Source organism: Pelotomaculum sp. FP (assembly GCF_004369245.1).
In the GTDB taxonomy this organism is placed as follows: Bacteria; Bacillota; Desulfotomaculia; order Desulfotomaculales; family Pelotomaculaceae; genus Pelotomaculum_C; species Pelotomaculum_C schinkii.
The window spans coordinates 26,267-39,547 of record NZ_QFGB01000009.1 but is presented as its reverse complement, the minus strand read 5'-3'; the positions used below and the strand labels follow the sequence as shown (position 1 = coordinate 39,547).

Annotated in this window: 16 protein-coding genes; all 16 read right to left on the bottom strand. The window is 47.2% G+C overall.

Features of this window, described 5'->3' with window-relative positions:
- Positions 1 to 288: 288 nt before the first annotated feature.
- Complete coding sequence (locus tag Psfp_RS05460) at positions 289 to 1,134, bottom strand: SDR family oxidoreductase (protein WP_134217540.1); 846 nt, start codon at positions 1,132 to 1,134, stop codon at positions 289 to 291.
- A gap of 517 nt (positions 1,135 to 1,651) precedes the next feature.
- Positions 1,652 to 3,064, bottom strand: a complete 1,413-nt coding sequence (locus tag Psfp_RS05455) for an S-layer homology domain-containing protein (RefSeq protein WP_134217539.1) — start codon at positions 3,062 to 3,064, stop codon at positions 1,652 to 1,654.
- Positions 3,065 to 3,130: 66 nt separating this feature from the next.
- Positions 3,131 to 4,252, bottom strand: a complete 1,122-nt coding sequence (locus tag Psfp_RS05450; RefSeq protein WP_134217538.1) for a PQQ-binding-like beta-propeller repeat protein — start codon at positions 4,250 to 4,252, stop codon at positions 3,131 to 3,133.
- Between the two features lie 305 nt (positions 4,253 to 4,557).
- A complete protein-coding gene (locus tag Psfp_RS05445; RefSeq protein ID WP_134217537.1) occupies positions 4,558 to 5,247 on the bottom strand; it encodes a manganese catalase family protein in 690 nt (229 codons plus the stop codon).
- Between the two features lie 111 nt (positions 5,248 to 5,358).
- Positions 5,359 to 5,814, bottom strand: coding sequence for a YhcN/YlaJ family sporulation lipoprotein (locus tag Psfp_RS05440; protein ID WP_134217536.1), 456 nt, complete (start codon positions 5,812 to 5,814; stop codon positions 5,359 to 5,361).
- Between the two features lie 14 nt (positions 5,815 to 5,828).
- Positions 5,829 to 6,182, bottom strand: coding sequence for a stage V sporulation protein AE (spoVAE, locus tag Psfp_RS05435; RefSeq protein WP_134217535.1), 354 nt, complete (start codon positions 6,180 to 6,182; stop codon positions 5,829 to 5,831).
- Between the two features lie 11 nt (positions 6,183 to 6,193).
- Positions 6,194 to 7,201: a stage V sporulation protein AD gene (spoVAD, locus tag Psfp_RS05430; protein WP_134217534.1), complete on the bottom strand. Its 1,008-nt coding sequence runs from the start codon at positions 7,199 to 7,201 to the stop codon at positions 6,194 to 6,196.
- A gap of 1 nt (position 7,202) precedes the next feature.
- A complete protein-coding gene (gene spoVAC / locus Psfp_RS05425) occupies positions 7,203 to 7,682 on the bottom strand; it encodes a stage V sporulation protein AC (protein ID WP_134217533.1) in 480 nt (159 codons plus the stop codon).
- Between the two features lie 234 nt (positions 7,683 to 7,916).
- On the bottom strand, positions 7,917 to 8,777 hold the full coding sequence (locus tag Psfp_RS05420) for a DUF421 domain-containing protein (protein WP_134217532.1): 861 nt from the start codon (positions 8,775 to 8,777) through the stop codon (positions 7,917 to 7,919).
- 82 nt (positions 8,778 to 8,859) lie between these two features.
- A complete protein-coding gene (locus Psfp_RS05415; protein WP_134217531.1) occupies positions 8,860 to 9,066 on the bottom strand; it encodes a DUF1657 domain-containing protein in 207 nt (68 codons plus the stop codon).
- Between the two features lie 107 nt (positions 9,067 to 9,173).
- Positions 9,174 to 9,380: a DUF1657 domain-containing protein gene (locus tag Psfp_RS05410; RefSeq protein WP_134217530.1), complete on the bottom strand. Its 207-nt coding sequence runs from the start codon at positions 9,378 to 9,380 to the stop codon at positions 9,174 to 9,176.
- Between the two features lie 67 nt (positions 9,381 to 9,447).
- Positions 9,448 to 9,699 (bottom strand): GIY-YIG nuclease family protein, encoded by a 252-nt coding sequence (locus Psfp_RS05405; RefSeq protein WP_134217529.1) that lies wholly within the window; start codon positions 9,697 to 9,699, stop codon positions 9,448 to 9,450.
- Positions 9,700 to 9,899: 200 nt separating this feature from the next.
- Positions 9,900 to 10,655, bottom strand: a complete 756-nt coding sequence (locus tag Psfp_RS05400; protein ID WP_134217528.1) for a tRNA threonylcarbamoyladenosine dehydratase — start codon at positions 10,653 to 10,655, stop codon at positions 9,900 to 9,902.
- 89 nt (positions 10,656 to 10,744) lie between these two features.
- On the bottom strand, positions 10,745 to 11,596 hold the full coding sequence (locus tag Psfp_RS05395; protein WP_134217527.1) for an MBL fold metallo-hydrolase: 852 nt from the start codon (positions 11,594 to 11,596) through the stop codon (positions 10,745 to 10,747).
- 164 nt (positions 11,597 to 11,760) lie between these two features.
- Positions 11,761 to 12,924: a UxaA family hydrolase gene (locus tag Psfp_RS05390; protein WP_134217526.1), complete on the bottom strand. Its 1,164-nt coding sequence runs from the start codon at positions 12,922 to 12,924 to the stop codon at positions 11,761 to 11,763.
- Between the two features lie 45 nt (positions 12,925 to 12,969).
- Complete coding sequence (locus Psfp_RS05385) at positions 12,970 to 13,254, bottom strand: UxaA family hydrolase (protein ID WP_134217525.1); 285 nt, start codon at positions 13,252 to 13,254, stop codon at positions 12,970 to 12,972.
- Positions 13,255 to 13,281 lie beyond the last annotated feature (27 nt).

Below are 13,281 nucleotides of genomic sequence, written 5' to 3'. Positions count from 1 at the left end.
CTCAATAATTTACAGAATATCTGAGCATATAACGGACTAAGAAAGACAAAATCAGAATATAAAGCTTAATTACAATCAACCACACGGCAACCATACCGGCAATTTTTGCCCCCCGTGCTGTTGTTAAATGTCGAGACTTAATTGTTTTCTTGCAAATACTTTTATAAAATTTGCACCCGCATTGGGACATATACTATAGGACGTTATTTTGAGAAAAGGGACGGTTCCGTTGGCAATAAAACTGCAACAGAAACCGTCCCTGCTGTTACTATCTGGTTAGGCTTACCATTATTTCTCTTTGTCGACGGAGTAATCCCAGTTGATAAAGGAAGGGGGTACTTCACCCAGGGAGAGAATGTTGCCGCCGTCTACCGGTATCAGAGTGCCGTGGACGAAGGAAGACTCGTCGGTGGACAGGAATGTAGCCAGATTGGCAACATCGCCAACATCACACCATTTCCTCAAGGGGATGAACAGCTCGGCCTCGCGGCGCATAGCTTCGTTCTCATACAGCTCGTGGGACAGGGCGGTCTTGACCCAGGTGGGGCAGATGCCATTAATACGGATGCCTTTAGGCCCGTACTCCAAGGCGATGGCCTTAACCAGAGCCGGCAGGGCGGACTTGGTCATACAGTAGGCGCATTCCGAAGCGTATATCGCCAGTGAAGTGGAGGAGCAGATTACGACGATGTTGCCGGGGCTATCCTGGCGCAGGAACTGCTTTATAGCTTCCTGGCAGGTTAAATACGGGCCTTTGACGTTGACAGCATACATCTCGTCCAAGATCTCCACCGGCTCGTGGTGCATCATCACGCCGCCGCGCCAGATGCCGGCGTTGGCGACGACGTTGGTAACCTTGCCAAACTTGTCGACAGCAGTTTTGATCAGGTTTTTGACGTCTTCTTGCTTGGTGACGTCGCAGGTGGTATAGACGACTTCGGCCCCCAGGCTTTTAATTACCTCTTCAGTCGGCCTCATGTCAGGGTCGGCAACATAGTTGCCCGCGGGCGGGTTTGGGTTGATGTCGGAAATAACGAGCTTGGCGCCTTCTTTAGCGAATTGTATCGCCATAGCGCGACCCATGCCGGAGCTTGTGCCGGTGATTACAAATACTTTATCGTCCAGTCTTCCCATGATTTGATTTTCCCCTCTCCATTAATTCTGGCAATATTATATATATTACCCATAAATGCGCTACTGATATTCAATATAGCATTTTATTGTATTTTTTTTCAACCGACATAAGAAATAATCCTGCATAAAGCTAAAAAATCTTAGCGTTAATAGCTATAAGTGAAATCAATCCGGATATTGCAGAACAATCGCGAAATTAATCACCAAATCAGCATAAAGATAGTGTAATATTTCACTATTGCTAATATCGCCAAGTATCAACACTGTAACAGTCTATGATCAGTTTAAAATACAACAATGCGAGACTTGGAAAAGACTGCATCATTATAAGAACCGGCGTTTAAAGTAAAAAATGACCTTACGGTCACAACAATTAATGGAACTTGACTCCATCAGTATTCACAATATGTCAAGACATAGATTCCAGCATAATATCAGTATGTCCGACCAAAGCTCATCTATATTTTACGCATCAAAGCCTGGACGATTACCGGACTCAGCCGGCGGTGCTGCGTAATTACATAACTTTTATTTCAAGAGGTATCTCATCATCAATTTCTCCCGGGAATGGATCCAAATAGGTTACCTGGACCTTTTCACCAGGCAATATACCGTCTTTTCTAACCCCTTCTTTATCTACCATCCGGGCAAATTCATAGTTGTTGAACCATCCCGGTTTTTTGGCTGATGCAGTACCTTTTAAATACAGGCGCCTATCGCCCAGTTTTTCTACCTGCCCCGATATATTCTTAACCTCCAGCAGCTCTATCCTTGTAGCACGATCCGAATCTATTTCCACGTCTACAAATGTGCCCGCCTTAAGAGAGGCAAGGTCTTTGGGGGCTTTTTCCCCAGCCACTACTGTATCCCAGGCCAGGTGCAAAATCCGCTCTGTGCAGTTCAAGTCACTTACGATTAACAAATTGTCATTGCCCAGCGCCACTGATTTCACGGAACCCCTGATTTTGACCGGGTTTTGTACGGTATTCTTCTGTTGCAGCAGGTTAACCCAACTCACCTTTTTGCTTTTGTCCAATATTATTTCACCAATATAACCGGCCGCCCGCTCAATAGGATATTCCTGATTGGCATTGAGACAATATACACCTTGGGCCACCTTGAACCTTTGCGCTTTGCCAAATGAAGTCAATTCCAGCTCCATACTTCCTTTTTGCGTTTCTATACCGGATATCCACCCTGTTAGGCTCCGGCCTGCATTCATACGCACCCATCCCTGCTCCGCCAAGCGGCTGATGATCACCGACATTTCCGCTCGCGTCAGGCAGCCAAAGGGCCGGAATGTACCGTCAGGATAGCCCGACATGACACCGGCAGCAGCCACTGCTCTGATACAGGCCTGGTCGTCAGAGTCCACCGGCATCACGTCGGAAAAGACTTTGTCCAACGTATAACCGGTCCCTTCAGGCAAGTCATCCGCCGCCGTCCCGGATTTAGATGCGGGCGGTGTCAGGTAAAGGACACGGGCAAGCAGCTTTGCTGTCCATAGCCGGGTAGCGGGCGCGGCAAAGTCAAAACCGGAAGCGGCGTCGTAAGATAGAAACCCCTTTTGCACTGCCAGGTCAAGATATTGCTGCCCCCAGGGTACCCGGGGTGTTGCTGTTACCCCTCCGGACGTCAGGCGCTCTGCCTCTGCGGTGAAACCACCCGACCTTAATATCAAAACCGTGGTTTCCAGTTGACTAATCTGTTGGTCCGGCAAAAAAGTGTGATCCGGATAACCGCTGACAGCCTCCAGGGCAACCAACCGCGTGATTTGGGTGCGTGCCCAGTGGCCTTGCAGATCGGTTAAGCGAACAGCGTCCTCTGTAATTGACGCTGCTCCGGCAGGCAAGGACCTGGAAAATGCAAATAGAAGGAAAAAGAAGGATAATAGCCCCAACCCAACATATTTCGCTAATCCTATGTTCATGAATCGTCCTCCAGGTTAACATTAAAATAACGCTGTATCTCAAAAATGAATTTGGTTAACCAGCAATTAGTCTTGAATTTTATACAGGCTTCCTTTTTCCGTTGTCACATATATAATTCCACCAGGGCCAAACAGTGGCCGGCATGACACCTTGCCGTCGAGAGTTAGTTCCCAGTCAAGGCGTCCCTGCTGGTTTACAGCCAGCAGACGGTTGTCCTGCGTCCCGAGGTAAACCCGTTTGCTGCCCTCGTCAACAGCCGGCGCTGTCACAACTTTATAAATCAGATTACTCCATGCTTCTGTCCCGTCTGCCTGGTTTAAAGCAACAAGTTTATCATCAGCGCGAAAATATAGCAGACCGTGTTCAGACACAGTGGGCTCCGTCATATTGTTACATTTAACGGAATTGCTCCAGAGCGGGCTGCCGTCACTTTTGCTATCGAAGGCGCATACCTTCCATAGTGTTCCATCAGCATTCTTAATGGGACCCGTATTGACAAAAAGCCTCCCGTCAGAACCGGTTGCCAGGTTGACTGCCTTTATATCCCCCAGCCAGTACCCCCAGAGGATTTCCCCATCTCCACCCACTGCCACCAACCGGTTTTCCTTACCCCCTATACCGGTAGCCACATATACAGCCTGGGTAGTTCCAGCACAGGCCAGGGTTTTTCGCCCTTTATCAGCCTGGGTACTTATCGCATCGTCACTTTCCCAATGCATCATCCATTTATATTTACCCGCCGTATCAACAGCATAAAGTCCCGACGCCAGTGGGAGGTATAAAAGATTACCGGGACCGAAGGTTAACTGAGAGTCATCTTTGTTGTTACCCTGATAAACAGCAAAACTCCAACCGCTGCCTCCGTTTAACTTAATTTCCTGAATGAATGCGCTGCCCGGATAAAAGACCGAACCATGCTGATCAAAAATCAACCGGCCGGCTTTAGCGCCGCCAGGTACAGTAGCCTCCCAAAGTTTTTGACCACCGGCATCCACCGCTACCAATTTATTTCCTGAAAACAGATAGAATAGGCCATTGGGGCCTAAATTAAAATCCGTTGACTTTCCCAATTTCTGAGCCTGCCAGATAATTTGGGGGTTGCCTGCGTCATAGCACTCAGCTAACGGTATTGTATAAACCATTAGAAAAAATAGAGTTAAAACCATTGCAGCAATTTTCTTAAGCATTAAATCCTCCCCTTGGAATTTCCTATCTTCTATATTTTTCGGTCTTAACGGAGATTCCTTAAGGCCTTTTAGAAATTTGGTTCCCACTAACTAGTTGGATTTGACTAATTGACTAATGAGTTAATTGAAATACATCACTCATTCTGGGATTCATAAAAGCAAGTAGTGAATTAATCACCAGCAATAACAAATATCGATATTGTGTCATATCAATAAAAGAATCCTTAAAGTTAAGAATGATTACGTCAATACTTAATGGGCCGACCTGCTTTGACGTCAGATCAGCCCCATAGTTTACTACCGTTTTAATGTTGTTGCATGGGTTGATTGGGACTTTGGAATGACGGATGCTGCGGATTTGAGACATCGAAATACTGCCCTCCGGGCGTGGAAAGGTTAAAATACAGTCTCGCGTTGCTGTCAACACCCCAGTCTCTATTGGAACCGGTATCCTGGATTCTGGTGAAAGCTTCCCGGAACATGGTGTTATGGGCTTCTTCACGGTTCAGTAAGAAATCAATCATTTCCCTTACGTGCCTGTCCTGAATCTGCCTGTGCAGATACTCGTAGACAACTTTTGCCCTTTGTTCCGCCGCAATATTGGAAAGCAGGTCTGCCGGCAGGTCGCCGGTGACATTTACATAGGCCGCCGTCCACGGAAATCCGGACGCGTTAGCGAGGTAAGGGCTCAAGCCTGTTAAAACCTGGCTTTCGATATGCCCGGACTGGACTGCTTGAGCGTTTACATCGTGACCGTTTAAGAGGTTTACTGCAGTAGCAACCATTTCCATATGGCTTAATTCTTCCGCCGCGATGTCCATAAACAGATCTTTTATCTGTGGGTCCTTGATCCGGAAACTCTGGGCGATATACTGCATGGCGGCCTTTAGTTCACCCTGCGGGCCACCCAACTGCTCATTTAACATCGCGGCATAGGTAGGATTTGGCCCTTCGACTTTTACGATCTGCAAAAGGTTTTTATCATGTTTAAACAATCGCTCCCCCACCTTTCTTAAATTTCTTTTATTTTTTCCTAACCAAGCGCCTTTATACCCAGAGCCGTCAGGAGTCTGGGCTAAATGATACAGGGAAGGGTTCTCTTTCCATCAGCTGTCGATCTCTTTGATGATCTTGTTGACCTTGCTCAGGACATCTGTCATTTTTGTGTCTTGCGGATCGCTCAACAGGCTTTCTATCTGTTTTAGCTGTACACAATGCTTTTTATCAGAGGTCACATGGACGTTATAAGCCTTATCCAGCTCTTTTATTTTATCGTGCACCTCATTTTTTATGGGTTTGAGGCGCCACCTGTCAAAGCCGGTTACCTTTACGGCAACCGTCACGTCCCGGTTTATGGCTATAGCCGTACTCTCCTTGACCCCTTTAATGGATCCGGCGGTTTCCTTTGCCCTCCGGGTAAGCTCCGTATTGATCTGGATATCCTGCTCATTCTGGTTTGTCTGCCCTGTTTGTTGCTTTTTTAAAGGGGAATTCTGCAGGCCGCAGCCAGTCGCCAGCAGCAGTAACAGCACAATAGCAGTAACCCTTAAAATGCTCTTCATTGTATCACCTTTCCTTATCCCTTGGGCTTAAAAAACAAGGCGGCCAGAAAGCCGAAAATGATGGCCGCGGATATACCTGCGCTGGTAATTTCAAAAATGCCGGTAAGGATCCCGATTATTCCGGAAGTCTCAGCTTCAGACATGGCTCCCTGGAATAAAGAATTTCCGAAGCTGGCTATTGGAATAGTCGCTCCGGCGCCGGCGAAATCAATCAAAGGGCCATAAAGGCCCAACCCCCCCAAAACAGCGCCTGAGACTACAAGTATACTCATGGTATGGGCCGGGGTGAACTTACCGACATCGAGCAGCAATTGCCCTATTACACAGATCAGCCCGCCCACCACAAAAGCCCAAAAATAAACTTCCATAAGAGCACTCCTTAAGATATATACTCAATTGAAACGGCATGAGCGATGCAGGGGATGCTTTCCTTCTGCTGGTAAGACAACGGCGATAGAAGCGCCCCCGTGGCGACGATCAAGACTTTTTTCAACTCGCCCTTTCTCATTCTGTTTAAGATATGGCCATAAGTGACGGTAGCCGAACAGCCGCAACCGCTTCCCCCGGCCAATACCGGCTGCTCTTCACTGTAGATGAGTATCCCGCAGTCCGTGAAGATATCTTCCGGGATCCCCAAACCGTGTTTCTGCAGCAAATCGCCGGCGATTTTGAACCCTACCTTCCCCAGGTCTCCCGTGGCGATCAGGTCATATTCCCGGGGCGAAATCCGCAGGTCCCTGAAATGAGCCGTAATCGTGTCTACAGCCGCCGGCGCCATGGCGCTCCCCATACTGAAGGGGTCGCTGATACCCATATCCACCACCCTGCCGACGGTGGCGGCCATAACCTTTGGCCCCTGCCCCTCCCGGCCTAGCAGAGCGGCGCCGGCGCCGGTCACTGTCCACTGCGCGGTGGGCGGCTTTTGGGAACCATATTCGGTAGGATACCTGAACTGTTTTTCAGCCGTCGCATTGTGGCTGGAAGTTCCGCAGAGAACATAATTACCGGCTTTGCTGTCTACAATCAGGGAACCCAAGGCAAGGCTTTCCATTGAGCTGGAACAGGCGCCGAAAAGTCCAATAAAGGGCACGGCCAGGGTTCTGGCGGTAAAACTGCTGGATATAATCTGGTTCATCAGGTCGCCGCTCAAGAAGAACTGGACGTCGCTTTTTTGCAAACCGGCCTTTTCAATGGCGGTTGAACAGGCCTCTTCCAGCAGCTTCTTTTCGGCTTTTTCATAGCTGTCCTGGCCGAGCCATAAATCGCCGTGCAATTTATCAAAGTCTTTTGCCAATGGACCTTCGGCCTCAAAGGGCCCCCCCACAGCGGCAGTGGCTATAATGGCCGGCCTGTTGCGAAATACCCACGTTTGGTGTCCTTGCAGCATGTCAGGAGCCCCCCAGTATTGCTAATGTCGTTTTGATCAGGGCAACTATAAAAGCAGCGAAAACACCGAAAACTATTACCGAACCGGCTAATTTAAACATGTTCCCGCCAACACCGAGCACAAACCCTTCACTGCGGTGTTCAATAGCTGCTGAAGCAACCGAATTGGCGAACCCGGTCACAGGTACCGCGGTACCCGCTCCCGCCCACTGGGCGATATGATCATAGACCCCCAGACTTGTTAGAATGACAGAGAGTATAATCATTACCGCCACAGCCGGGTTCCCCGCTGTTTTTTCAGTAAAATCAAAATTCCAGATAAAAAAATCCTGAACAAGCTGACCCAAGAGGCATATGAACCCTCCCACGAAAAAAGCTCTGACCACATTAAGCAAAACCGGCCTTTGCGGCTCCCTGGCCTTGGAAAAATCTTGATACTCCTGCTGAACTTTAGTCAGCTTCTTCTTTTTTTTATTTGACATCTTTGTTTCTCCCACTCCAGGAAGCAGGGGGACGGTTCTTTTGCTTCCTTTTTTGCTTCCTTGAAAATAACTTTACAGCCCACGGGCGAATCTCAAAAATGCAGGCGCGGAATGCATTCGCACAAATGTACCATCAGCCACACAAGTCCGGCGCGAGCGCGGTTGGCCGATTGTAACCGCACCTGCATCGCTGACTAGCATCTTCTACTACTGATGTTATGAAAAGATTGGTGTTTATCTTTTTAATAAAGGTTTCAGATCCCGGACTGCTTCCGCCAGGATCCTGGAAGAGCTTTCGTACATGTCCTTGGCCTTATGATTTTTTGCGGCCAAGGCGAACAGTTCACAGTCCGCCTGGCATTTTTTTAAAGTGGCATGGACCAGTTCTTTGGTTTTGGGCTTCGGCGCCTGAAGAGTATCGTCAAATAAATCCAGGTAAAGCTGCCCCACCGAATCAACCTGGGCGATAAAGACGTTTTCAGGCGCCACGCCTGCCTTCTCCAGTTCCGTATGCAGCCAGCCTCTGTTAAGCCCCATTGCCGCAAGCGGCTCGTCCATCACCACTCCATCCAGCATAACCGTCTGGGGTACGCTTTCCTGCCCCACCTCCATGCCCAAAGTCTTGGGGGTGGCAGGCTGTTTATCTTTTTTGAGCAGCACACTTAACTCTCCGGTGGGTTCCATTACCGCAAACTCCACATCGGCGACATTAAACGCATTTTTCCTGCGCAGCTGGCTCAACAGGTCTTCAGGTGTGAAGCGGGCCTCAAGCAACTTATCTTCCAGTACTTTACCATGGTTGATCAGGATTGTTTCTTTTCCCTGCACGATATCTCTTACTGCTTTATATTTCATCGACAGGACATAAATCAAGGCCGGGAAAATGGTCCAAACCGCCAGGGCGATCAGCCCGTTGACCGGATTAGCGACAAGATTTATCGAGATGGCGGCCGCTATCGCCGCTATAGTCACGCCGGTCACCAGATCAAAAAAAGTCAACCTTGCTGTCTGTCTCTTCCCAATCAGGCGTACAAGGAACAGGGTAATGATAAATAAACCTGATGAGCGCAGCAAAAAAACCAACCAATCCGGCATTTAACAGTAAACTCCTTATATGAGACAGGGGACGGTTCTCTGTCTCAATTTTGATATGTAAGACAGAGAACAGTCCCCTGCCTCAAAAACCCTTATACTGCGGTTCTTCAAATTCCAATACGCTGAGTCTCTTTTCAAAATTCCCGATAACCTGGTTGACCCGTTGCGCATTGCGGCGCAGTACTTCCTTAGCTTCAGTGTTTTCTTCAATTCTGGAGAAGTCTTCCAGTGTGGCCTCTATTCCTTTAAGGCTGGCCAGAGTTTGCTTTACCTGAGCAGAGATTGTCATTTAGTAAACACCCTCCCATCCGTATTTTGCATACCAGTGCAAATTAATATACAAAAAATTGAGACCGGATCTTTTTTTAATCCGGTCTCAGTCTGTAGCTTTAAGGGCTAGAAGCCTTTATACTGGGGTTCCTGGCTCTCCATTTGACCAATCCTCGGTTCCAGAGTGTCAATAATCGTTTGAGTCTGCTGGGCGGCATTGGTATAGAGTTGTTTGGCCTGCTGGTTTTGCGTCTGGAGAGCATAGGCCTCCAAGTTGGCCTGGGCGCTTTTAAGGCTTGCTAAGGTTTGTTTTACCTGTGCTGAAACTGTCATCGGTATACCTCCTTGAAATCTTGATTTTCAAGGATATTGGTATCCCTATAGCCCAAAATTTATTCTTTTATCCCTTCCGTATTCTTAAAACCAGTTCTTCTTTTTGTTTTCTACCGAGTTTTCGGATCATTGCCTCCCGCCGCTGGGCATCGCCCCGGCTCAGGTGAGATTCCCAATAAACTAATTCAACCGGTAATCTGCTTCGGGTATAACGGGCGCCTTTTGCGCTGTTATGCGCTTTCAGCCTGGCCTCAAGATCGACTGTCCAACCTGTGTAAAACGTTCCATCAGAACACTGAAGCATGTAAGTGTAAGGCATAATGACTCCTCCGGAAGCAGGGGGACGGTTCTTTTGCTTCCTTTTCTGAAGAATGACTGCACAGTTGTCCGCACAGAGCGAATCCAAAAAATACCAAGGCGCAAATTCATTCGCACAAATGTTACTTTAGCTACCCCAGTCCGGCGCCGGGAAGCAACATTGGTGCATAACAGAGCGCCTCAAATTGTCCAAGTTTTTGATTACCCGGCAATAATATCCTTTACTACTTCCGAAGCAATAATTAAGCCGGCCACCGAAGGAACAAAAGACACGCTGCCGGGAATGCTTCTTCTGTCGGCGCAGGACCTGTTCATGCCTTTATTTGGACAGATACAGTCGGTACTACAATCTCCCCCTGTTTGTAAAGGCAGAATGGGAGGTTCTTTTGAATATACTACTTTCAGCGCGGTAATGCCGCGTTTTCTCAGTTCCCGTCTGATTACCCGCGCCAGCGGACACACACTGGTGTCGAAGATATCGGCCGCCTCAAACTGGGTCGGATTAAGCTTATTCCCTGCTCCCATACTGCTAATAATGGGAATGTTCATTTTAAAGCATCTTTCAATGAGGTCCAGTTTAGCTGTAACCATATCAATAGCGTCAACCACATAGCTGTAGCCGGCAGAAAGAAGCTTATCGGCGCTTTCGGCGGTATACAGTTCTTGGTAAACCTCTACCCCGGCCTTCGGGTTTATTTCCAGGATCCTTTCCTTCATTACCTCAACCTTGGGCCGGCCTATGGTTTTTCTGGTGGCATGGATCTGGCGGTTGATGTTAGTCAGGCAGACACAATCGTCGTCCACCAGGACAAACCCGCCAACACCACTTCGGACCAGTCCTTCAACAACAAAGGTCCCCACGCCACCGACGCCGAATACCGCCACTGTGCTTTGTTTTAGTTTATTTAAACCTTCCGTACCGATAAGCATTTCTGTTCTGGAAAACTCATGGAGCACTATGAACACCTCGTTCATATCATAGATGAGCGCCTGTTAAGCTTGCACCCAACACCTTAGGTATGCAACGCTTAAGAAAATTATACTGATTAGTCATTAGTAGAAAAGATGAATTTAGCTCCCGCGGGAGCAAAGTGGAAGCGCGATCCGAAAATACCGGCTAACCGCGCCATCATCGGCTGCCCGGTGCAATGATTGGGGGCTATGAATTGAAGTTCCAGGCTTTGCAAAAATTTGATGGTAGCTTCTTGCTGGGAGACCGGCGCCGGACCCAAATGAGTGCCGCCGATAATTCCATAAACCTTGGATACACCGGTCACTTCCCGGGCGTGCTCTATAATATTGACTAAACCGGCATGAGCGCAGCCCAGGATGATCACCAGTCCTCCCGGTACAACGCAGTACAAACTCATGTCGTCATGCAAGGCGTCAGGCACTTGATTACCATTATTGTCCAGGCAAATCAGGCTACTGTCTCCTTTTTCAAAATCCGTTTTTCGAGGTATTTCTCCGCTGATCCAAACACCAGGTATAAGCTCTCTGGGTCCATGGGTTAAAATAAAATCCGCGCCTAAACTTGTCAGCGCTTCTTTGCAGAATGGGACTCCAATATAGCGTGGCTTGTCACGATTATCATAATGAAAGGTGAAAAAATCGGGATGCGCATATACGGGCAGCCTGCCCCGCAGTCGTAGAAAAGCTTGCATGCCTCCACTGTGGTCGTAGTGACCGTGGCTCATAACCAGGGCGTCAACCGACTTCAGTCCGACTCCAAGGGCGGCGGCATTCTCTAACAAAGCGCCCCGTTCCCCGGTGTCAAAAAGAAATTTCTTCCCTGCTGTTTCCACCAGCATGGCAAGGCCCCACTCCCCGGCCAGTCCCAGTGGCGCACCTACAGTATTTTCGCTAAGTACAGTTATTTCCAATACAGTATTAGGCATTAAAGTATCGCTCCTTCCCTGAACATGCTTATTAATATTACGCTATCCTTATCTATCTCCTTCTTCTAAGCTTCCTTTCATAGCCTTAAATTAATTCACGAATTTACCTGTTGGACCGGCTGCCTGTTAACTGGTTTCTTGATTTTTACCCACCGGATTTAAGTTCAAACTATTAAACCGTTCGTAGAAATACCCATGAAAGAATGATAACGATTGATTTCAGATTTTGTCATTTTACCATTCATAACATTAATCATTTCTTGATAAATAAGATTGCTGGACTGAGTCAAGTCATATAAGCCTTCTGTTACATATGAAATGTCCAAGTCTATACAGTCTTCCAGCCTATGTGCGGTTTCTTCATTTGAAGTTATCTTTATGACAGGCATGAAAGGAAAACCATGCGGATCCCCGGTACCGGTAGTAAGCAAAACCAATTGGCAACCTGCAGCAGCCAGTGCGGTTAAAGCCTCAGGCTCCCTACCGGGAAAATCTATCAGATTCAAACCTTTTTCTGTAACACGTTCTCCATAACGATAAACTTTTTTTATTTTTTGATTGCCACACTTGGAGATAGATCCCAGAGCCCTTTCTTCGATTGTTGTCAAACCAATACTATAATTTAATAAAGCTTTTTGTTCCTTTTTATAATTACTGTCATTCTTATTGATCCTATCTTTAGTTTGTACTATCAGTTCTCGTACTTTCTCACAAACATCGTCAGTTTCTCCTCTTTTCGATATTAAGTTTTCAGCATAAATAAATTCGGATACCTCTCCAAAAACTGCCGTGCCGCCCAGTTCAATAACTTTATCAGAAACTATCCCTATTGAAGGATTGGTTATAAGGCCTGAAGTTGAATCCGAAGCGCCGCACTTCAAACCTATTACCAAACCCGAAAGCGGAGTTTCCACACGTTTTATCCTGGAAGCGTCCCTAATCATTTTTTGTCCTAAAAATACGCCCTGAGATACACTTAAGGTCAACCCTCCTTCAGCCCATATACTTATTAGGCCAATAGGCTTACCGGATTGCTTGGCAAGGTATACAATATCATCGACATCAATATTCTCACAGCCCAAGCTGACATAAATTACACCGGATAAATTGGGATTGTACGCCAATGATACCAAAGTTCTTGATACAATCTTCAAGTCTTCATTTAATTGACAGCAACCCTGATTATGAGTGAACGCTACAGCGCCGTTCAAACTACCAGCTATTCTTACGGCAAGTTCATTGGCGCATACTGAACAGGATATAATCCCCAGATAATTTCGTATCCCTACAGAATTATCCGGCCGTTTGAATCCATAAAAGCTCATCATTACATTCCCCCATCGGTTCAAACCCTTATTTTGAAATCTTCTCCCTTAATGGTCTCCCCTGCCTCGCAAACTCGCTACATTGTGCACATGTACATATTCTCCGGCTTCAATAAAGGAAGTGCTTACACCTATTACTTCACCATATTTAATGATGTGTTCATTTTCAGGTACATTACAAAGCGCAAATTTGTGTCCAAAAGGGATATTGGACTTGACCATAATACCTTGCTTAGACTTAAACCCTATAACAACGGGCCTGGACCCTTCGCTGATATCGCATAATGCTGTTGCTACATTGTCTTTCTCATTCATTACCACTGCCTTGACCAATTTATCGCCTCCTTGAAGTTTAAATTC

Bases quoted from the DNA above. Each gene is read 5' to 3' on its own strand.
- Psfp_RS05460 (WP_134217540.1), bottom strand. From the start codon at position 1,134: ATGGGAAGACTGGACGATAAAGTATTTGTAATCACCGGCACAAGCTCC.
- Psfp_RS05455 (WP_134217539.1), bottom strand. From the start codon at position 3,064: ATGAACATAGGATTAGCGAAATATGTTGGGTTGGGGCTATTATCCTTC.
- Psfp_RS05450 (WP_134217538.1), bottom strand. From the start codon at position 4,252: ATGCTTAAGAAAATTGCTGCAATGGTTTTAACTCTATTTTTTCTAATG.
- Psfp_RS05440 (WP_134217536.1), bottom strand. From the start codon at position 5,814: ATGAAGAGCATTTTAAGGGTTACTGCTATTGTGCTGTTACTGCTGCTG.
- spoVAE (WP_134217535.1), bottom strand. From the start codon at position 6,182: ATGGAAGTTTATTTTTGGGCTTTTGTGGTGGGCGGGCTGATCTGTGTA.
- spoVAD (WP_134217534.1), bottom strand. From the start codon at position 7,201: ATGCTGCAAGGACACCAAACGTGGGTATTTCGCAACAGGCCGGCCATT.
- spoVAC (WP_134217533.1), bottom strand. From the start codon at position 7,682: ATGTCAAATAAAAAAAAGAAGAAGCTGACTAAAGTTCAGCAGGAGTAT.
- Psfp_RS05420 (WP_134217532.1), bottom strand. From the start codon at position 8,777: ATGCCGGATTGGTTGGTTTTTTTGCTGCGCTCATCAGGTTTATTTATC.
- Psfp_RS05415 (WP_134217531.1), bottom strand. From the start codon at position 9,066: ATGACAATCTCTGCTCAGGTAAAGCAAACTCTGGCCAGCCTTAAAGGA.
- Psfp_RS05410 (WP_134217530.1), bottom strand. From the start codon at position 9,380: ATGACAGTTTCAGCACAGGTAAAACAAACCTTAGCAAGCCTTAAAAGC.
- Psfp_RS05405 (WP_134217529.1), bottom strand. From the start codon at position 9,699: ATGCCTTACACTTACATGCTTCAGTGTTCTGATGGAACGTTTTACACA.
- Psfp_RS05395 (WP_134217527.1), bottom strand. From the start codon at position 11,596: ATGCCTAATACTGTATTGGAAATAACTGTACTTAGCGAAAATACTGTA.
- Psfp_RS05390 (WP_134217526.1), bottom strand. From the start codon at position 12,924: ATGATGAGCTTTTATGGATTCAAACGGCCGGATAATTCTGTAGGGATA.